This window comes from Streptomyces radiopugnans, from assembly GCF_900110735.1.
In the GTDB taxonomy this organism is placed as follows: Bacteria; Actinomycetota; Actinomycetes; order Streptomycetales; family Streptomycetaceae; genus Streptomyces; species Streptomyces radiopugnans.
In genome coordinates this window covers 86,717-106,321 of record NZ_FOET01000003.1, presented here as the reverse complement: position 1 = coordinate 106,321, position 19,605 = coordinate 86,717, and the positions used below count along the sequence as shown (strand labels likewise).

15 protein-coding genes are annotated in these 19,605 nt (G+C 73.5%); 11 read left to right on the top strand and 4 right to left on the bottom strand.

What is annotated here, in order from left to right; translation table 11 throughout:
* The first annotated feature begins 5 nt into the window (after nucleotides 1-5).
* The 9 genes from BMY40_RS07930 (at nucleotide 6) to BMY40_RS07890 (ending at nucleotide 11,510) form a co-directional block, all read left to right on the top strand.
* Nucleotides 6-1,463 carry an MFS transporter gene (locus BMY40_RS07930; RefSeq protein ID WP_093657007.1) on the top strand — a complete coding sequence of 486 codons (1,458 nt, stop codon included), beginning with the start codon at nucleotides 6-8 and terminating at the stop codon, nucleotides 1,461-1,463.
* Nucleotides 1,460-2,260 (top strand): maleate cis-trans isomerase family protein, encoded by an 801-nt coding sequence (locus BMY40_RS07925; RefSeq protein WP_093657005.1) that lies wholly within the window; start codon nucleotides 1,460-1,462, stop codon nucleotides 2,258-2,260. Before BMY40_RS07930 ends, BMY40_RS07925 begins: the two co-directional genes overlap by 4 nt.
* Nucleotides 2,261-2,361: 101 nt before the next feature.
* Nucleotides 2,362-3,882 (top strand): AMP-binding protein, encoded by a 1,521-nt coding sequence (locus BMY40_RS07920; protein ID WP_093657003.1) that lies wholly within the window; start codon nucleotides 2,362-2,364, stop codon nucleotides 3,880-3,882.
* Between the two features lie 98 nt (nucleotides 3,883-3,980).
* A complete protein-coding gene (locus BMY40_RS07915) occupies nucleotides 3,981-5,120 on the top strand; it encodes an acyl-CoA dehydrogenase family protein (protein WP_093657001.1) in 1,140 nt (379 codons plus the stop codon).
* A gap of 12 nt (nucleotides 5,121-5,132) precedes the next feature.
* Nucleotides 5,133-5,831, top strand: a complete 699-nt coding sequence (locus tag BMY40_RS07910; RefSeq protein ID WP_093656999.1) for a transglutaminase-like domain-containing protein — start codon at nucleotides 5,133-5,135, stop codon at nucleotides 5,829-5,831.
* A gap of 35 nt (nucleotides 5,832-5,866) precedes the next feature.
* Nucleotides 5,867-7,240 carry a glycosyltransferase 87 family protein gene (locus BMY40_RS07905; RefSeq protein ID WP_093656997.1) on the top strand — a complete coding sequence of 458 codons (1,374 nt, stop codon included), beginning with the start codon at nucleotides 5,867-5,869 and terminating at the stop codon, nucleotides 7,238-7,240.
* 135 nt (nucleotides 7,241-7,375) lie between these two features.
* On the top strand, nucleotides 7,376-8,785 hold the full coding sequence (locus BMY40_RS07900) for a bifunctional glycosyltransferase family 2/GtrA family protein (protein WP_177213922.1): 1,410 nt from the start codon (nucleotides 7,376-7,378) through the stop codon (nucleotides 8,783-8,785).
* A gap of 243 nt (nucleotides 8,786-9,028) precedes the next feature.
* Nucleotides 9,029-9,502 carry a DoxX family protein gene (locus BMY40_RS07895; RefSeq protein WP_245769938.1) on the top strand — a complete coding sequence of 158 codons (474 nt, stop codon included), beginning with the start codon at nucleotides 9,029-9,031 and terminating at the stop codon, nucleotides 9,500-9,502.
* 148 nt (nucleotides 9,503-9,650) lie between these two features.
* Nucleotides 9,651-11,510 carry an NHL domain-containing thioredoxin family protein gene (locus tag BMY40_RS07890; RefSeq protein ID WP_093656995.1) on the top strand — a complete coding sequence of 620 codons (1,860 nt, stop codon included), beginning with the start codon at nucleotides 9,651-9,653 and terminating at the stop codon, nucleotides 11,508-11,510.
* Nucleotides 11,511-11,622: 112 nt separating this feature from the next.
* On the opposite strand, the gene BMY40_RS07885 is transcribed toward BMY40_RS07890, so the two are convergent.
* The 3 genes from BMY40_RS07885 to BMY40_RS07875 all read right to left on the bottom strand — a co-directional run bounded on the left by BMY40_RS07885 (nucleotide 11,623) and on the right by BMY40_RS07875 (nucleotide 15,326).
* Nucleotides 11,623-11,853, bottom strand: coding sequence for a DUF6458 family protein (locus tag BMY40_RS07885; protein WP_093656993.1), 231 nt, complete (start codon nucleotides 11,851-11,853; stop codon nucleotides 11,623-11,625).
* A gap of 180 nt (nucleotides 11,854-12,033) precedes the next feature.
* Nucleotides 12,034-13,323: a M18 family aminopeptidase gene (locus tag BMY40_RS07880; protein WP_093657757.1), complete on the bottom strand. Its 1,290-nt coding sequence runs from the start codon at nucleotides 13,321-13,323 to the stop codon at nucleotides 12,034-12,036.
* Between the two features lie 176 nt (nucleotides 13,324-13,499).
* Nucleotides 13,500-15,326 carry an acyl-CoA dehydrogenase gene (locus BMY40_RS07875; protein WP_093656991.1) on the bottom strand — a complete coding sequence of 609 codons (1,827 nt, stop codon included), beginning with the start codon at nucleotides 15,324-15,326 and terminating at the stop codon, nucleotides 13,500-13,502.
* Between the two features lie 234 nt (nucleotides 15,327-15,560).
* Between BMY40_RS07875 and BMY40_RS07870 the strand changes: the two genes are divergently transcribed.
* Together BMY40_RS07870 and BMY40_RS07865 are read left to right on the top strand one after the other, a co-directional pair.
* A complete protein-coding gene (locus BMY40_RS07870) occupies nucleotides 15,561-16,100 on the top strand; it encodes an SseB family protein (protein ID WP_093656989.1) in 540 nt (179 codons plus the stop codon).
* A gap of 207 nt (nucleotides 16,101-16,307) precedes the next feature.
* Nucleotides 16,308-17,261 carry a pirin family protein gene (locus tag BMY40_RS07865; RefSeq protein WP_093656988.1) on the top strand — a complete coding sequence of 318 codons (954 nt, stop codon included), beginning with the start codon at nucleotides 16,308-16,310 and terminating at the stop codon, nucleotides 17,259-17,261.
* Nucleotides 17,262-17,295: 34 nt separating this feature from the next.
* On the opposite strand, the gene BMY40_RS07860 is transcribed toward BMY40_RS07865, so the two are convergent.
* Nucleotides 17,296-19,554: a SpoIIE family protein phosphatase gene (locus tag BMY40_RS07860; protein ID WP_093656986.1), complete on the bottom strand. Its 2,259-nt coding sequence runs from the start codon at nucleotides 19,552-19,554 to the stop codon at nucleotides 17,296-17,298.
* Nucleotides 19,555-19,605: the final 51 nt, after the last annotated feature.

Below are 19,605 nucleotides of genomic sequence, written 5' to 3'. Positions count from 1 at the left end.
TCCACATGACTTCACCGGGTACCACCGGCGCCGCGGCATCCCGCGGCGCCACCCGCGCCGCACTGGCGATCCTCGCCGTGGCGCAGTTCCTGCTCGCCCTCGACTACTCCATCGTCTACATCGCGCTGCCCAGCGTCGGCGACGAGTTCGGCCTGACCGAGAGCTCGGTCCAGTGGGTCGTCAGCGGCTACGCGGTCTTCTTCGCCGGGTTCCTCATCGTCGGCGGACGGGCGTCGGACCGCTTCGGCCCCCGGAACCTCTACGTCGCCGCGATGCTGCTGTTCGGCGTCTCCTCGCTGGCCGGGGGGCTGGCCTCCGACACGGCCGTCCTGCTGATCGCCCGCGGAGCCCAGGGCATCGCCGCGGCCATGCTCCAGCCGGCCGTCATCGCCCTGATCAACACCTCGTTCGAGGCGGGTCCGGCGCGCAACCGGGCGCTGTCGGTCTGGGGGACCGTCGGCGCCTCCGGCCTGGCGGCCGGTGTGATGGCGGGCGGTCTGCTGACCACCGTCTCCTGGCGCTGGGTCTTCCTGATCAACCTGCCCATCGCGGTGCTGTGCGTCCTGGGCGCGCCCCGGCTGCTGCCGAAGTCGACGGCGGTGCCCCGCCGCGGCACCACCCTCAACGTGCCCAACGGGGTGCTGTGCACCGGCACGGTCCTCACCGCGGCCCTCGGGCTCACCCAGGCGTCCGGCCAGGGCTGGTCCCACTGGAGCACGCTCGCCGGACTCGGGACGGCCGCCGTCCTGCTGGCCGTGTTCGTGGTGCGGGAGCGGGCCAGCCGGCGGCCGCTGGTGGACCCGGCGATCCGGCGCACCCGGTCCCTGCTGGTGGGCTGCGGCTCGACCGCGCTCTACATGGCCAGCGTCGGGAACATGTTCTTCGTGGTGACGCTGCTGCTGCAGGAGTTGCGCGGCTACGGCCCGCTCTCCGCGGGGCTGGCGTTCCTCCCGATGGCCGTGGCCATCACCGTGGCGAACTCGGTGGCGGCGCGTCTGGTCGACGCGCTGGGGGTGCGGCTGACCCTCACCCTGGCCTTCCTCGCCGACGCCGCCGGCCTGCTGCTGATCGCGGTCCAGGTGGGCGGGGACGGCTATGTGACGCACCTGCTGCCCGGTCTGCTGGTCACCGGCTTCGCGCACGGCGTCACGTACGTGGTGATGTTCATCGCGGGCACGGCCGACGTGGAGGACCGCAACCAGGGCGTGGCGGGCGCGATGATGACGACCGCCCAGTACATGAGCGGTGCGCTCGGCATCGCCGTCCTGGTCCTGGTGCTCGGGACCGATCCCGGGCAGGACGACTTCGGCCGGGCGTTCGTCGCCACGGCGGTGGCCGCCCTCCTCGGCGCCGCGCTGGCGTGGTTCGGCCTGGCGCGCACCTCCGCGGCCCGGACCGGGCGGGACGCCGCCGAGGAGGCGGACGCGGTCGCCGCCTCCCCCGAGGGAGGGAGGCTGTCGTGAGGCGGCACTCCTGGGTGGCGCAGCTCGGGGTCCTGGTGATCCACAACGACCCCGTGGTCGAGGCCGAGCTGTGGGCCATGGCGCCGGACGGCGTCACCGTCCACGCGGCCCGCTTCGAGAGCCCGACCAGCGGCGGCGCCGAGTACACCGGCACCCCCTGGAAGGAGATGGTGGAGTCGCCGGACGTCCGGCGGGGGCTGGGCCAGCTCGGCCGGATGGACCTGTCCGCGATCTGCCTGTGCTTCGGCTCGGCCAGCTTCTTCGGCGGCCCGGAGTTCGACGAGGGCTTCACCGCCGCGGCCCGCGAGCTGGCGGGCGGCACCGAGGTGTACACGGCCGGCCAGGCGATCGTGGGCGCCCTCGCCGCCACCGGCGTGGAACGGCCCCTGGTCGTGGTGCCGCCGTGGTTCACCGCGCCGACCTTCGCCGCCGCGCGCGGCTATCTGGAGGCGGCCGGCAGGGGCGCCGCGGACCTGCTCCAGTACCAGCTCGACGAGGAGTGGCGGGAGGTCCGCCGCCACCAGCTCTTCGACCGCGGGGGCCGCTGGGAGGTGCGCCCCGACGAGGTGTGCCGCCAGGTCGCCGGGAGGTTCCCCAAGGACGCCGACGGCGTGCTGATACCGGGCAGCGGGTTCCGCTCCTTCGAGGCGGTCGAGCCGCTGGAGGACGAGCTGGGCGTACCGGTGGTGACCTCCAACCAGGCGTGCCTGTGGAAGCTGCTCGACCTGACCGGGCTGGACGCCGCCGTGCCCGGGGGCGGCCGGCTCCTGGGCCGCCGGCCGGCCGCCGCGGTGTGAGCCGGCGTCCCGCACCTCCGGCCGAGCCCGCCCGGACGGCCCGCCCCGCCGGTCCGTCCGGGCCGCTCCGCCACGCCCGTCCGACGTGAAGGGAAGACCCCATGCCGTCCCGATCGTTCGTGGAACTCTTCGCCGAACAGGCGCGGACCCGGCCGGACGCCCCGGCCCTGTCCTGGCACGGCCGCGTACTGCGGTACGCGGAGCTGTCCGCCTGGGCCGACGCCGCCCACGCGGAGCTGGTGTCCCTGCGGATCGCCGACGGCGCGCCGGTGTGCGTGCCCGCGCGGAAGTCGCCGGAGACCGTCGCGCTCCTCATCGCCTGCTTCCGGGCCGGACGGCGGGTCCTGCTGCCGTCCGCCGGTCTGGGCGCGCAGGCGCTCGCCTCCCTGTGCGCGCAGGCGGGCTGCACACACGTCCTGAGCGCCGGCGAGGCCGGTCCGGGAGGTCCTCCCGCCGTCGTGTCGCGCCCGTCCGGCGCCGCGCCGGACGGCGGCGGGGACCTCCCGCCCGGCGCGGGCCTGCTGTTGACCACCTCCGGGTCGACCGGCACGCCCAAGACGGTGGTGCTCGACTCCCTGGGCGCCGACCGCTTCATGTCCTGGGCGGCGGGCCGCTTCGGCATCGGCCCCGGAACACGGGTGCTCAACTACGCCCCGCTCAACTTCGACCTCTGCCTGCTGGACGTGTGGGCCACGCTCGCGGCGGGCGGCTGCGCCGAACTCGTCGACCCCGACCACGGGGTGGACGGGGTGCGCCTGGCCGACCTGTGCGTCTCCCGCGCGCCCCACGTGCTCCAGGCGGTGCCGCTGTTCTTCCGGCTCGTCACCGAGGTGGCGGCCGTGCGCGGCCTGGTCTTCCCCGAGGCGAGGGACGTGCTGCTCACCGGGGACGCCGCCCCGCCCGGCCTGCTGGAGCGGATCGCCGCGACGTTCCCCGGCGCCCGGCTGTGGAACGTCTACGGCTGCACCGAGACCAACGACAGCTTCCTGCACCGCATCACCCCCGAGGAGATCGGTTCGGGCGCGGCGGTGCCGATCGGCGGGCCCATCGACGGCGTCGGCGCGCGCATCGTGGACGACGAGGGCCGGACGGTGACCGGCGCGGGCTCCGGGGAGCTGGTGGTGGCGACCCCCTTCCAGGCGCACGGCTACCTCGGCCGGACACCGGGCCGGGAGCGGTGGCGCGACGGCTGGTTCCGCACCGGCGACCTGGTGCGCCGCGACGAGCGGGGGCTGGTGTTCCTGACCGGTCGGGGCGACCACCAGGTGAAGGTCCGCGGGGTGCGCACCAACCTCGCGGAGGTGGAGAGGGTCGTCATGGACCACCCCCAGGTCGGCGAGGCGGCCGTGCTGGCGGTGCCGGACGCCGCCGGGGACAACGTGCTGTGCGCCGTGGTGCGCCGCACGCCCGGCTCGGGGCTGAACAGCCTCGGGCTGCGCGTCCACTGCGCGGCCGCGCTGCCCAGGACCGCGATCCCCGCGGTCTTCGAGATCACGGACGAGCCGCTGCCCGTGACCTCCACCGGAAAGGTGGACCGCAACGCGCTGCGCCGGGCCCGGAGTCCGCAACCGGCCCCCGAACCGGCCCCCGAACCGGCCCCGGGGGCGGCCGCCACCGCGTGAGCGCGAGACCGCCCCGCCGGCGCCGCCCGGCCGGCACCACGGAGTCGGCGCACCGGTGGAACCGACGGAACCGACGGAACCGACGAAGGAGATGCGGAGTGACAGCGTGGAACGATGAGCAGCGCGAGTTGCGCGCGGCGGCCGAGCGGCTGGGCCCGGTGCTCGGCGAGGGACACGTCGAGCGGGACGCCGGCGGCGAGTTCTCCGCCGGCGCGTGGAAACTGCTGCGGGAGACGGGCCTGCTGGGGCTTCCCTTCGGCACGGAGTGGGGCGGTCTCGACCAGTCCCTGCCCACCACGATGTACGTGCTGGAGGGGCTGGGCAACGCCTGCCGGGACGGCGGCCTGTGCTTCTCCGCCTCGACGCACATGGTGAGCACGGGCATCCCGCTCCAGCGCTTCGGCTCGGCGGAACTGAAGCGGCGCTTCCTGCCGCGCGTCTGCGACGGCTCGCTGATCGGCGCCCACGCCATCACCGAGCCGGAGGGCGGATCGGACGTTATGTCGATGCGCACCACGGCGGTGCGCGACGGCGACGAGTACGTACTGAACGGCGGCAAGGCGTTCGTGACCAACGGCCCGGTGGCCGACGTGTTCGTCGTCTACGCCCGCACCGGGCGGAAGGGCAGCCCGGCGGCGCTCACCGCGTTCCTGGTGGAACGCGGCACACCGGGCCTGTCGGTGGGCCGCCCCATCGCCAAGATGGGGCTGCGCACCTCCCCGCTGAGTGAGCTGTTCCTCGACGACTGCCGGGTCCCCGCGGCCAACGTCGTAGGGTCCCCCGGCGCCGGGTTCCTGATCCTGGACCACGTGATGAAGTGGGAGATCCTGTGCTCCTTCGTCATCAACCTCGGCGAGATGCAGCACCGGCTGGAGCGCTGTGTGGAGTACGCCCGCACGCGCACCCAGTTCGGGCAGCCGATCGGCTCCTACCAGTCGGTCGCCAACAAGATCGTCGAGATGACGATGGCCGTCGAGACGTCCCGCAAGTGGCTCTACGACACGGCGCACAAGCTCCACTCCGGCAAGAACGCCACCGTCGACATCGCCATCAGCAAGCTGGTGGTCAGCGAGAGCAACGTCAGCACCGCGCTCGCCGCCGTCCAGATCTTCGGCGGCTACGGCTACACGGCCGAGTACGGCCTGGAGAAGGACCTGCGCAACGCGGTCGCCGGAACCATCTACTCCGGTACCTCCGAGATCCAGCGCCAGCGCATCGCGACCATGATCGGACTGTGAGGAGACACCGCCATGACCGCACCGACCGCCGGTGACCGCCTGCTGCGGGCCACCGAGTTCCTCGACCACGACAGCGACGCCGTACAGGCCCTCGTCCACCGGGTGCTGCCGGACGGCGGCAGGGGGATGAGCGACATCGAGCGGGCCCGCGCCCTCTACTACGAGGTACGCGACGGCATCCACTACGAGGTCTACGGGGCCGACCTCTCCCGCGAAGGCCTGAAGGCCAGCTCCGTCATCGAACGCGGAATGGGCTTCTGCGTCCACAAGTCCATCGTGTACGCGGCGGCCATGCGGGCGGTTGGCGTACCCAGCCGCCTCTACTACGGCGACGTCCGCAACCACCTGGCCTCCCCGAAGCTGGAGGAGCTGATGGGCGGCCGGGTCTTCACCTTCCACAGCCTCACCACCCTCCTGCTGGAAGGGAAGTGGGTGAAGGTGACGCCCGTGTTCAACGCGCTGCTGTGCCGCCTCTACAAGATCAAACCGCTGGAGTTCGACGGCCGCGGCGACAGCATGTACCACCCCTACGACGAGGAGGGGCGCAGGCACATGGAGTTCATCCGCTCGCACGGCGAGTTCGACGACTTCCCCTACGACCTGGTCGTGGGCGGCATACGCCGGGCGCACCCGCGCCTGTTCGAGAGCCGTGACACCACGGCCAGGGGTTCGCTCGTCGCCGACGCCACCGGCCAGGACATCCCCGCCTGAGCGCGGCGGACCCGGAACCCCGAAGAGGCGGCACGATGACCCCGACCCCCGTGTCCCCCGGACGCCGCGGAGACCGCCGCACGCTGCTCACCTGGTCCGCCGTCGTCGCGGTCTCGGTGGCGCTGGCCCTGGCCGCGTCCTGGATCTACACCCGCGACGACTACTGGAGCCAGCGGTGGACGGTCGACCTGACCGTCTACCTGGCCAGCGGCGAGACCGTCCGCGAGGGCGCCTCCCTCTACGACCTCGTCATCATCTCCCCCCTGTACGGGGAGATGCCCTACCTGTACCCGCCCCTGACCGCACTGCTCTTCTTCGTCCCCCTGTCCTTCCTGCCCGTGGGCGCCGCCTCCCTGGTCTGGAACAGCGCCTCGCTGGTGGCCCTCGGCGCCGTGGTGTGGCTGTCGCTGGGCATCGCCGGCGTGCGCGACGACCGGACCCGGTCGGTGCTGACCGTCGTCGGCCTCGTCCTCGCGGCCTGCCTGCTCCCCGTGCGGATCCAGCTCATAGCGGGCCAGATCAACATGTTCCTGCTGCTGCTCGTGCTGCTGGACTTCAGCCGCCGCTCCGACCGCCTGCGGGGGGTCGGCATCGGCATCGCGGCGGGACTGAAGATCACCCCGCTGATCTTCATCGTCTACCTCCTCGTCACCCGGCGCTGGGCCGCGGCCCGCAACGCGCTGGCCGCCTTCCTGGCCACCGTGGCCGTCGGCTTCCTGGTCCTGCCGGAGGACGCGGCACGGTACTGGGGCGGCCTGGTGTTCCACTCCTCCCGCGCGGGCGGCGTCTTCGACACCCCCAACCAGTCCCTGGCCGGCGCGATGGCGCGGGCGCTGTCCAGCGAGCAGTTCACGAGCTGGTGGCTGCTGGTCATGGCGGTGGTCGGGCTGTGGGGGACGGCCGTGGCGCTCTTCGCGTTCCGCCGCGGCTCCGACCTCCTGGGGTTCTCGGCGATCGCGGTCACCGGCCTGCTGGTCTCGCCCGTGAGCTGGGAGCACCACTGGGTCTACGTGATCCCGCTGCTCGTCTGGCTGGCCGTCCGGTCCCACCGGACGCGTTCCCTGCCGCTGGCCGCGGCCACGGCGGTACTGGTGGCCGTCTTCACTGTCCGGGTCTTCATGCTCGTGGGCATCCAGGAGTCCCCGCCGGCCCCGATGGCCCTGGCGGCGTGGGAGCAGGTGGTGGCCGCGGCGTACCCGCTCACCGGTCTCGCGCTGCTCGCCCTCGGGCCCCTGTGGATCAGGAGGAACCTGCCGGACGCGGACGGTGCCGCGCCCCCCGCCTCCCCCGCGCCCTCCGTGTCCTCCGCGGACGGCACCGGGCACGGGGCCGGGCCGGGCCGCGCCCCGGAAGGGGCCGGGAAGGGCGGGGACACCGTCCACGAGCGTGCCGGAGCCGGCACCACCTGACAGAGCGGGCACGGAGCCGGGCGCCGATCCCGCGCTCCTCCGCGGAGGCGACGGAAGGGCGGGGGCCGAGCGGCCCCCGCCCTTCCGGCTTCGACGCGGCAGGCCCGCACGTCCACCGCACCCACACGAGGAGTCATGGTGAACACCTCCCACGGCACCACCGCCGCCGGAGCCGCCGGCCGGCCGGTCACCGCGTCCGGGTCCGCACCCTCCCGGCCCGCACCCTCCGAGTCCGTCCCCTCCCAGCCCGCCGTCCCCGAGTCCGTCCTCTCCGAGCCGACCGCCTTACGGACGGGGCCGTTCCAGAGCTCCGTCCGCTTCCCCCGCGCCGCCCGGGGCACCGCCACCGTCGAGATCGTCGTCCCGGTGTACAACGAGGAGCGGGCCCTGCCCGGCTGCCTGCGCACCCTGCACGCACGGCTCCGCGACGAGCTGCCCTACCCGTGGCGCATCACCGTCGCGGACAACGCCAGCACCGACCGCACCCTGGAGGTGGCCCGCGAACTGGCCGCCGAGCTGCCGGGCGTGGGGGTGGTCCACCTCGACCGCAAGGGGAAGGGGGTGGCGCTGCGCACCGTCTGGGGCGCCAGCGACGCGGACATCGTCGCGTACATGGACGTGGACCTGTCCACCGGCCTGGACGGTCTGCTGCCCCTCATAGCCCCGCTGGCCAACGGCCACTCCGACCTGGCCATCGGCAGCAGGCTGGCCCCGGGCGCCCGCACCCTGCGCGGGCTGCGCCGCGAGTTCGTCTCCCGCTCGTACAACGCGCTCATACGCCTCACCCACGGCGTCCGGTTCAGCGACGGCCAGTGCGGCTTCAAGGCGGCCCGGACCGAGGTGCTGCGGCCGCTGCTGGAGCTGACCCGGGACGACGGCTTCTTCTTCGACACCGAGCTGCTGCTGCTGGCCGACCACAACGGCCTGCGGGTGCACGAGGTGCCGGTCGACTGGGTCGAGGACCTGGACACCCGGGTCGACCTGGTGGGCACCGCGGTCAAGGACCTGCGGGGCCTGTGGCGCGTGGCGCGGATGAAGTCCGCGGGGGACGCGGTCGCGGAGCTGCCGCCCCGCCCCGGACCGGTGGCCGAGCACCCCGACGCGGTGGTCGCGGACCGGGGCGGACGCGGCGCCCTGACCTGGGAGCTGAGCTGCTTCATCGCCATCGGGATCGCCTCGACGGTCGGGCACGCCCTGCTCTACTGGCTGCTGCGGACCTGGTGGCCGCCGCTGGTGGCCAATCTGGTGGCGCAGACGGTGCTCACCCTCGCCAACACCGAGGCGAACCGGCGGCTGACCTTCCGCGGGTCCGCCACGGGCCCGGTCCGCGCCCACGTCGGCGCCGGGCTGCTCTTCGTGTTCGGCTATCTGCTGACGGGGGCCGCGGTCCTGGGCTACCGGCAGATCGCGGACGACCCGACCCCCGCCGCGGAGGCCCTGGTGCTGGCCGCCGCGTACGTCACGGTCACCGTGGTGCGGTTCCTGGTGCTGCGGCTGGCCGTGTTCGCCCGCCGGACACCGAAGGCCGCCGGGCCGCCGCGCTGAGGCGCCCGCGGGCCGCGGCCGCACCGGGACCCCGGCGCGGCCGCGGCCCGCGGGGCCCGGGGGGCGGATGGGGACGGACGGAGACGGGCGGGGGCGGACGTACGCGCGAGTGGTCTAGACAACCGGTCGGCGCGGGTCTACGGTGCGCTAGGTCTAGACCAATGCCCGTCGGTCTGGCACCGTCCAGTCACACCTCGTCGCATGTCCGGAAAGCTCGCGGACCCCCCACCCCAGGAGCACACCATGCGAAGGAAGGCCACCGCCGTCCCGGCCGCCGCCCCCCTGGCCCTGCTGGACGGAGGCCGCGACCACGTCATCGGACTCTTCCGAGTCGTCGTCGGCTTCCTCTTCGCCTGCCACGGCGCGGCCACCCTCTTCGACGTGCTCGGCGGCCCGCACGGCGGCCGCGTCCCGGACGCCGGCCAGTGGCCCTCCTGGTGGGCCGCGGTCATCCAGCTCGCCGGCGGCCTCCTGGTGGCGGCCGGCCTCGGGACCCGGACCGCGGCCGTGGTCTGCTCCGGCTCGATGGCCTACGCGTACTTCGTCGTGCACCAGCCCGAGGGCCTGTTCCCCATCGAGAACGGCGGCGAGCCCTCCGCGCTGTTCTGCTGGGCCTTTCTGCTGATAGCCGCCCTCGGCCCCGGCCGCTGGTCGCTGGACGCCCTCCGCACGGGCGCCCGAGGGAACGGGAAGCCGCACGAGGCCCTGACGCCCTGACGCCCGGGCTTCGGGGTGGACGACCGGCCGCCCTCCGCGCGCCGTCCCCCGTGCGCCGCGCGAAACCGAGGACCGCTGCGGCCCCCGGACACCGGGGCGGACCGCCCCGGCGTCCGGGGGCCCGCCGGCCATCAGGCACGATGGACGGATGACGAAGCGCGCACGCGTACGGGCCCCGGAACTGGTGGGCAAGGGTGGCTGGCTCAACACCGGCGGCAAGGAACTCACCCTCGCTGACCTGCGGGGCAAGTGCGTAATTGTTGATTTCTGGACCTTCTGCTGCATCAACTGCCTGCACGTCATCGACGAGCTGCGCGAGCTGGAGGAGAGGCACCGGGACACCGTGGTGGTCGTCGGCGTCCACTCGCCCAAGTTCGTCCACGAGGCCGAGCACCGGGCCGTCGTCGACGCCGTCGAGCGCTACGAGGTCCACCACCCCGTCCTGGACGACCCCGAGCTGGCGACCTGGAAGCAGTACGCGGTGCGCGCCTGGCCCACCCTCGTCGTCATCGACCCCGAGGGGTACGTCGTCGCCCAGCACGCGGGCGAGGGCCACGTGCACGCCATCGAGAAGCTGGTGGCGGAGCTGGAGGCCGAGCACGAGGCCAAGGGCACCCTGCGGCGCGGCGACGGCCCCTACGTGCCGCCGGAGCCGGAGCCGACCGATCTGCGCTTCCCCGGCAAGGCGCTCGTCCTGCCCTCGGGCAACCTGCTGGTCACCGACACCACCCGGCACCGGCTGGTGGAGCTGGAGCCGGACGGCGAGACGGTGGTGCGGCGGATCGGCGACGGGGAGCGCGGGCTGGCGGACGGGCCGGGGGAGAGGGCCCGCTTCAACGAGCCGCAGGGCCTGGCGCTGCTGCCGGACGGCCGGGTGGCCGTCGCCGACACCGTCAACCACGCGCTGCGGGCGTGGGACCCGGACGGCGGCGAGGTCACCACGCTCGCCGGCACGGGCCGCCAGTGGTGGCAGGGCTCGCCCGTCTCCGGCCCGGCGCGCGAGGTGGACCTGTCCTCGCCGTGGGACGTCGCCTGGTGGGAGGGGCGGCTGTGGATCGCGATGGCGGGCGTCCACCAGCTCTGGGCGTACGACCCCGCGGCGGACACGGTCTCGGTCGCGGCGGGCACCACCAACGAGGGCCTGGTGGACGGTCCGGCGGACCAGGCGTGGTTCGCGCAGCCGTCCGGCCTCGCGGCGGCCGGGGACCGGCTGTGGGTGGCCGACTCCGAGACCTCGGCACTGCGCTGGATCGAACGCGACGGCGGTGACGGCGGCGACGGCGACGGCGGCGGTGACGGCGGAGGTACGGGCTTCACCGTGCGCACGGCGGTCGGCACCGGCCTGTTCGACTTCGGCCACCGCGACGGAGCGGCCGGCCAGGCCCTGCTCCAGCATCCGCTGGGCGTCACCGCGCTGCCCGACGGCTCGGTGGCGGTCTGCGACACCTACAACCACGCCCTGCGCCGCTACGACCCGGCCGCCGGCGAGGTCACCACGCTCGCCACGGATCTGCGCGAGCCGTCGGACGCCGTCCTCGTGGAGGACGACATCGTGGTCGTGGAGTCCGCCCGCCACCGGCTGACCCGGCTGCGGCTGCCCGAGGAGGCGGTGCGCGTGGAGTCCGTCGCCCACCGCACCCGGCGCGAGGCGACCGAGGTGGCGCCGGGCACGCTCCGGCTGGACGTGGTCTTCCAGGCCCCGCCCGGCCAGAAGCTGGACACGCGCTACGGCCCCGCCACCCGGCTGCTGGTCGGCTCCACGCCGCCGGAGCTGCTGGCGGACGGCGCGGGCCGGGGCACCGACCTGAGCCGGGAGCTGGTGCTCGCCGACGGCGTCACCGAGGGCGTGCTGCACGTCTCGGCGATGGCCGCCTCCTGCGACGACGACCCGGCGACGGAGTACCCGGCCTGCCACGTCCACCAGCAGGACTGGGGGGTGCCCGTACGCGTCACGGCCGGCGGCGCCTCCCGGCTGCCGCTGGTGCTGGCGGGGCTGGACGGCGAGTAGCGCCGGAGCTCGTCCGCGCGTATGCGCCCGTACGGCGTGTGCGCGGCCCGGTGGTGGTGCGGCCGGGCCGCGCACACGCCGTACGTTCCCCGGCGGGGGCGCCGGCGCCGCGTCAGGCGCGCCACTGGTGGCGGTGGTTCTCCTCGATGACCGGGGCCGCGGGGCTCGGCGGCTGCACACGGCGGCGCTTGAAGATGGCCACGTACGACGCCAGCCCGATGAAGCCGACGGCCATGAGGATCAGGCCGATCACATCGAGGTTGACCCCGGAGATCTCCCAGCTCACCCCGAAGGTCAGGATCGCGCCCACCGCGATCAGTACGATGGTCAGTGCCATGCCCATGAAAAACCGCCTCCGTCCGGCTGGTTGAGGGCTCGTTCAACCAACCGGGTACCCCTGGGCGGGACTTGCATTCGGGGCACCGCGCGTGCCCCTCCCCGTGGTCCGTCCCGTCCGTCCCGCCCCGGCGCCTCCGGCGGGCCGCCGGAGAACGCCGCGAGGGGACACGGACGGCCGCTCCCGTCAGCCCTCCAGAAAGGCCGTCAGAGCGTTCGCCAGCAGGAACGGGTCGTCGGCGCCGCACAGTTCGCGGGCGGAGTGCATCGACAGGATCGCCACACCGATGTCCACGGTGGCGATGCCGTGCCGGGCGGCGGTGATGGGGCCGATCGTCGTGCCGCAGGGGACGGCGTTGTTGGAGACGAACGACTGCCACGGCACCCCGGCCCGCTCGCAGGCGGCGGCGAAGACGGCGCGGCCGGTGCCGTCGGTGGCGTAGCGCTGGTTGACGTTGACCTTGAGGATCGGGCCGCCGTTGGGCATCGGGTGGTGGCCCGGCTCGTGGCGCTCGGGGTAGTTGGGGTGCACGGCGTGGCCGGTGTCGGAGGAGAGGCAGACGGTGCCCGCGTACGCCCGCGCGCGGTCCTCGGGGCCTCCGCCGCGCGCGAGGACGGAGCGCTCCAGCACGTTGCCCAGCAGCGGGCCGTCGGCGCCGGTGTCGGACTGGCTGCCGTTCTCCTCGTGGTCGAAGGCGGCCAGCACCGGGACGTACGGCAGGTCCCCCGCGTCGGCGGCCGCGATCAGGGCGGCGGTCCCGGCGTGGACGGACAGCAGGTTGTCCATGCGCGGCCCGGCGAGCAGTTCGCGGTCGCGGCCCAGGTAGGCGGGCGGCTCGACGCTGTGGGCCATCAGGTCCCAGCCGGCGATGTCGGCGGCGTCCAGGCCGGCCTCGGCGGCGAGGAACTCCACCAGATCGCCCTCGCGGGGCTCGCCCAGGCCCCAGATCGGCGTCATGTGGCGCTGTCGGTCCAGCTTCAGGCCCTCGTTGGCCTGCCGGTCGAGGTGGATGGCGAGCTGGGGGACGCGCAGCAGCGGGCGGTCGGCGTTCACCAGGCGGGTGGAGCCGTCGCGCAGGGCCAGCCGTCCGGCCAGGCCCAGATCGCGGTCGAGCCAGGTGTTGAGCAGGGTGCCGCCGTAGATCTCGACGGCGATCTGCCGCCAGCCGGCCGCGCCGGTGTCCGGCACGGGCTTGACGCGCAGGTTCGGGGAGTCGGTGTGGGCGCCGACGATCCGGAAGGGGGTGGCGGGCGCGGCGCCCTCGGGCACGTACCAGGCGATGATCGCGCCGCCGCGCAGCACGTACCTGCCGCCGACGCCGCCGTCCCAGGCGTCGGTCTCGGCCAGCCGCCGGAAGCCCGCCTTCTCCAGCCGCTCGGCGGCGGTCGCGACCGCGTGGTACGGGGTGGGCGAGGCCGTGAGGAAGGAGGCCAGATCGTCGGTGTGGCCACGGTCGAAGCGGCGGGAAGTGCTCATGCGTCCCAGCATACGAACGGCGGTGGCCCCGCTCCCCCCTGACCTGGGAACGGGGCCACCGCCCGCCCGGTGTCCGCCCGCCCCCGAGGGCGGGCGGACACCGGGTGCCGTGCGGAGCGGCGGGCCGGCCGGGGGATCCGGCGGGCCCGCCGCTCACAGATCCGGCCGGGATCCGCTCAGAAGGCGGCCTCGTCCAGCTCCATCACCGACAGGTCGGTGGTCTCGGCGATCTGACGCTCGACGCCGACGCCCGGCAGGATGTTCGCGGCGAAGAACTTCGCGGCGGCGATCTTGCCCTCGTAGAACGCCTTGTCCTTGGCGGAGGCGCCCGGCAGCTTGTCGGCGGCCACGGCGGCGCCCTTGAGGAGCAGGTAGCCGACGACGACGTCGCCGGAGGCCATCAGCAGGCGGGTGGTGTTCAGGCCGACCTTGTAGATGGACTTGACGTCCTTCTCGGTGGCGGCCAGGTCGGTCAGCATGGTGCCGACGATGGCCTCCAGGTCGCCCGCGGCCTTGGCGAGCTGGTCGCGGGCGCCGGCCAGGTCCTCGCCGCCGGCGGCCTCGGCCAGGAATTTCTTGATCTCCTCCGACAGGGCGGTCAGCGCCTGGCCCTGGTCGCGGACGATCTTGCGGAAGAAGTAGTCCTGGCCCTGGATCGCGGTGGTGCCCTCGTAGAGGGTGTCGATCTTGGCGTCCCGGATGTACTGCTCGACCGGGTACTCCTGCAGGTAGCCGGAGCCGCCGAAGGTCTGCAGCGACTGGGCGAGCTGCTCGTAGGACTTCTCCGAGCCGTAGCCCTTGACGATCGGCAGCAGCAGGTCGTTCAGGCGCTTGGCGGCGGAGGCGTCCTCGCCGGCGGCCTCCTTGGCCAGGACCTCGTCCTGGACGGCGGCGGTGTAGAGCACCAGCGAGCGCATGCCCTCGGCGTACGCCTTCTGGGTCATCAGCGAGCGGCGCACGTCGGGGTGGTGGGTGATGGTGACGCGCGGGGCGGTCTTGTCCGTGAACTGGGCCAGGTCGGCGCCCTGGACGCGCTCCTTGGCGTACTCCAGCGCGTTGAGGTAGCCGGTGGACAGGGTGGCGATGGCCTTCGTGCCGACCATCATCCGCGCGAACTCGATGATCTTGAACATCTGGCGGATGCCGTCGTGCTTCTCGCCCATCAGCCAGCCCTTGGCCGGGTGGTTGGCGCCGAAGGTCATCTCGCAGGTGTTGGAGGCCTTCAGGCCCATCTTGTGCTCGACGTTGGTGGCGTAGACGCCGTTGCGCTCGCCGAGCTCGCCGGTCTCCCAGTCGAAGTCGTACTTGGGCACGATGAACAGCGACAGGCCCTTGGTGCCCGGGCCGTGGCCCTCGGGGCGGGCGAGGACGAAGTGCACGATGTTCTCGGACATGTCGTGCTCACCGGAGGTGATGAAGCGCTTGACGCCCTCGATGTGCCAGGAGCCGTCGTCCTGCCTGATCGCCTTGGTGCGGCCGGCGCCCACGTCCGAGCCCGCGTCGGGCTCGGTGAGGACCATGGTGGAGCCCCACTGCTTCTCGGCCATCAGCTTGGCTATGTTCTTCTGCTCCTCGGTGCCCTCCTCGTGGAGGACGCCGGCGAAGGCAGGGCCGGACGCGTACATCCACACGGCCGGGTTGGAGCCGAGGATGGTCTCGGCGAAGGCCCACAGCAGGGAGCGCGGGACGGTGGTGCCGCCGATCTCCTCCGGGATGCCCAGCCGCCACCACTCGGCGTCCATGTACGCCTGGTAGCTCTTCTTGAAGGACTCGGGGACCGGTGCGGTGTTGGTCTCGGGGTCGAACACCGGCGGGTTGCGGTCGGCGTCCTCGTAGGAGGCGGCCAGCTCGTTCTCCGACAGGCGGGCGACCTCGGCCAGCACGCTCTTGGCGGTCTCGACGTCCATCTCCGCGAACGGGCCGGTGCCGTACACCGTGTCGCGGCCGAGTACCTCGAAGAGGTTGAACTCGATGTCGCGGAGATTCGACTTGTAGTGCCCCATGGCGACGGCTCCGTAGTGGATAGGGGGAGGAGACTCCTCCCTACGCGTACCAGAAAGTAGCTCTCATCATGCTACCCGCCGGTAATAAGAAGCAACCCGATCCGCGCGACTGTGACGGAACTCCCCGGAGCGCGCCTCGGCGTCCGGCCGTCCCGCCCGGCCCGGCGGGCCCTCCGGCCGGGAACCACCCACCGCGGAACGGAAAGAGGTCCCGGAGTCAGTACGCTTGCGCCCATGTACGGCTACGACCAGACCGGAAACGCGGGGCACGCGGGGCAGCACGCCGGTCACGGCGGCCACCCGGGCCACACCGGCCACCCCGGGCACGGCGCGCACGCCGGGCAGCACTACGGTCAGCACCAGCCGCCGCCGCAGGCCGGCTACGGCCAGCAGCAGCCGCTCTACCCGGAGCCGTCGCCGCCGTCGCTGGCCGAGGCCGTACGGGCCTTCACCACCGGGGCGATGACCCCCGAGGACTTCCAGGCGGTTTTCGCCACGTCGAAGGTGTACTGCCCGCGCGGCGACACCCCGGGCTTCCTGGCGCTGCACAACACCCAGCAGCCGGTGATCCCGATGTTCACCACGCTCAAGGAGCTGCGCGCCTACGCGGGCAAGGAGTCGAAGTACTTCGTGATCACCGGCGCGGAGGTGCTGGACCTGCTGCCGTCGGGCTACGGCTTCGTGCTGGACATGGAGGGCGACCACCGGATCGTCTTCGACGCCAAGGCGGTCGAGGAGATGGTCGACTTCGCGATGCGCCGGATGTACGGCTGATCCGTTCGCGGAGCACCCGGGCGCGGCCGGGTGCCGCACGCGGGTGCCGTGCCCGGGCACTCCGGAGCGCGGGGTGCGGCCGGGGGCTGCCGGTTGCCGCCGGGGCGCGCGGGGAGTGGAAGGTCACACCGCCCGCACCGTGTGGCCCTGGCATTCTGTTGAACGTTGAAATACCCTGGACCTCCCAGGCTTCCCGAGGAGGTCCAGATGCCGGCGATCACCGCTGAGAACCCGCTCGTACTCCCCCGTGTCACCGCTCCCGCGGACGCCCGCGCGCGCCGCGTCCTGCACGTGGCGACGGCCCCCTCCGGCTTCGAGGGCGAGGGCTTCCCGGTGCGCCGGGCGTTCGCCGGGATCGACTACAGGTACCTGGACCCGTTCATCATGATGGACCAGATGGGCGAGGTGGACTACGAGGCCGGCGAGCCCAAGGGAACCCCCTGGCACCCGCACCGGGGCTTCGAGACCGTCACCTACATCATCGACGGCACCTTCATCCACCGGGACTCCCACGGCGGCGGCGGCACCATCGCCGACGGCGACACCCAGTGGATGACCGCGGGCTCCGGCCTCCTGCACATCGAGACCCCGCCCGAGGAACTGGTCCTCTCCGGCGGCCTCTTCCACGGCCTGCAGCTGTGGGTCAACCTGCCGGCCAGGGACAAGATGACCGATCCCCGGTACCAGGACATCCGAGGCGGCAGCGTCAGGCTGCTGACGTCGGGCGACGGCGGTGCGCTCCTGCGCGTCATCGCGGGGGAGCTGGACGGCCACGAGGGCCCGGGCGTCACGCACACGCCGATCACGATGATCCACGCCTCGGTCAGCCCCGGCGCCGAGATCACGCTCCCCTGGCGGCCGGACTTCAACGCCCTCGCGTACGGCCTCGCGGGCCAGGGCTTCGCGGGCGCGGAGAGGCGTCCCTTCGGCATGGGCCAGTCGGTCGTCTTCGGCGACGGCGGCGCGCTCACCGTCCGCGCCGCCGAGGAGCAGGACTCCCGCAGCGCGAACTTCGAGGTGGTCCTGCTCGGCGGCCTGCCGATCCGTGAGCCGATGGCCCACTACGGCCCGTTCGTGATGAACAGCCACGCCGAACTGGTCCAGGCGTTCGACGACTTCAAGGCGGGGCGGCTGGGGGCGATCCCGGCCGACGCCCACTGACGCGGCGCGGCCGGGCCCTCACTCGGCCGCGCCCTCACGCGCCCGCCCCCTCGTCGGCCTCGTGGAGCTCGAACCAGATGCTCTTCCCCACGCCCCGGGGCTCCACCCCCCACGAGTGCGCCAGTATCTCCAGCAGCAGCAGACCGCGCCCGCGGGAGGCCAGCTCGCCGGGATGGCGCACATGGGGCAGCTCGTCGCTGGAGTCCGCGACCTCCACGCGCAGCCGCCGCGAGCCGGGCTCGCCCTCCAGTTCGGCGGAGAGGGTGGCGTCCCACTCGGTGTGGACCAGGGCGTTGGTCAGCAGCTCCGACAGCAGCAGGACGGCGCCCTCCACCTGGTCCTCCACCGCCCAGTCGAACAGCAGCTCGCGAAGCTGGTGGCGGGCGTCGGCGATCCGCACCTGCTCGGACTGGGACACCGACATCACCAGGCGGCGCGTCAGAGGGCGCGGGCGTGCCTCGGGCGCGCCGTCCTCGCGGCTCAGCAGCAGCAGCGCGATGTCGTCCTCGCGCCCGCCCGCGCGCGGTTCCATGCCGTGCCCGGTGCCGGTCATGTGGCGGGCCGGAGCACCGTGCATCGCGCGGATCAGCGTGTCGGCGAGGTCCTCCGGCGACCCCTCGTACTCCCCCAGGACCTTGCGCAGCCGCTCCCACCCGGCGTCGTAGTCCAGGCCGCCGGCCTCGACGAGCCCGTCGGTGCACATCAGCAGCGTCTCGCCCCGGCCCAGCGCCACCCGGGTGATGGGGTAGTCGGCGTCCCCGACGATCCCCAGCGGCGGCCCGGCCGTCACCGAGCAGGTCAGCACCGCGCCGTCGGCCAGGCGGATCGCCGGATCGGGGTGGCCCGCGCGGGCGATGTCGAGCGCGCCGTCCGGATCGGCCTCCACGTACAGGCAGGTGGCGAAGCGGTGGTCGTCCTCGGCGTCCACCCCCTCGTGGCCGCTGCCGGGCTCGGGCAGGTCGCCGGTCTCCATCCCCGCCAGGAAGCGGTTGGCGCGGGTGAGCACCGCGTCGGGCCGGTGCCCCTCCGCGGCGTAGGCGCGCAGCGCGATGCGCAGCTGCGTCATGACCCCCGCGGCGCGCACGTCGTGCCCCTGCACGTCCCCGATCACCAGGGCGGTGCGGCCGGACGGCAGCGGGATCACGTCGTACCAGTCGCCCCCGACCTGGAGGCCGCCGCCGACCGGCAGGTACCGGCTGACCACCGTCATGCCCGGGACGGCGGTGCGGTGGGCGGGCCGCATGGTGCGCTGGAGGCTGTCGGCCAGCTCCCGCTTGGACTCCTGGACGTACACCCGCGACAGGGCCTGCGCCAGCATCCGCGCCACCGACACCAGCAGGTGGCGCTCGTCGGGGGTGAACGCGACGGGGGTGTCGAAGGCGAGCAGCCAGGCGCCGATCGTCCGGCCGCCCACGATCAGCGGCAGATAGGCCCAGGCCCGGCGGCCGTAGCCCTCGACCAGGGGCCAGACGGCGGGGAAGCGGCGGCGGTAGTCGTCGGGGGAGGGCAGGTAGACGGCCCGGCCGGTGCGGACGGCCACGCTGCCGGGGTAGTCGCTCTCCAGCGTCGTCTCGCCGAAGGCCTGCTGCCGGTCCACGTCCGGCCCGTAGTAGCCGATCGGGGTCAGCCGGTCGCCTTTGACGCCGTAGATGACCAGGGAGGAGGGCGTGAGGCCGGGCAGCGACATCTGGGCCACCACCCGCAGTACCTCCTGCGTGGTCTGGGCCTCGGCCAGCGCCCGTCCCACGTCCAGCAGGAACGCCTCGCGGGAGTGCCGCCACTCGGTGGCGGCCGGGAGCTGGGTGGCGGGGGACTGCACCGCGGGAGTGGACGCGCCCGGGGGCCCCTCGGAGGTGATCTCCACCGGGTACGCCTCCAGGGGGATCTCCGTGACGTCCTGGCCGGCGCCGGCGGAGCGGGCCGGCCAGGGGGCCTCGGTCAGCAGGCCGTACAGCACGAAGTTCGACTGGCCCGGGTCCGGTCCCATCAGGGTCTGCCCGGCCAGGGCCAGCCGGTTGCGCACGATCCGCAGGACGGTGCCGTCCGGCGCCACCACCCGCTGCAGCGCCTCCGCGATCGTGCCCTCGGCGATGGCGAGGGCGGCGACGTTGGCCAGTTCGGCGTAGTCGAGTGCGTGGAAGCGGGAGCGCAGGGCGCCCTCGGTCAGGACGGTCTCCTCGGGGGGCAGGCCCAGCAGCCGGGCGGCTGCGGCGTCCAGTGTGATGACGCCGGCCGTGTTGTCCCAGCGCCACAGGCCGACTCCGTTGGCCGCGAGAATGTCCTCGGTGTGCACTTTTCCACCTTATGTGGTCATTCCTGGGGGCACCCGGCGGAAAGCGGGCCG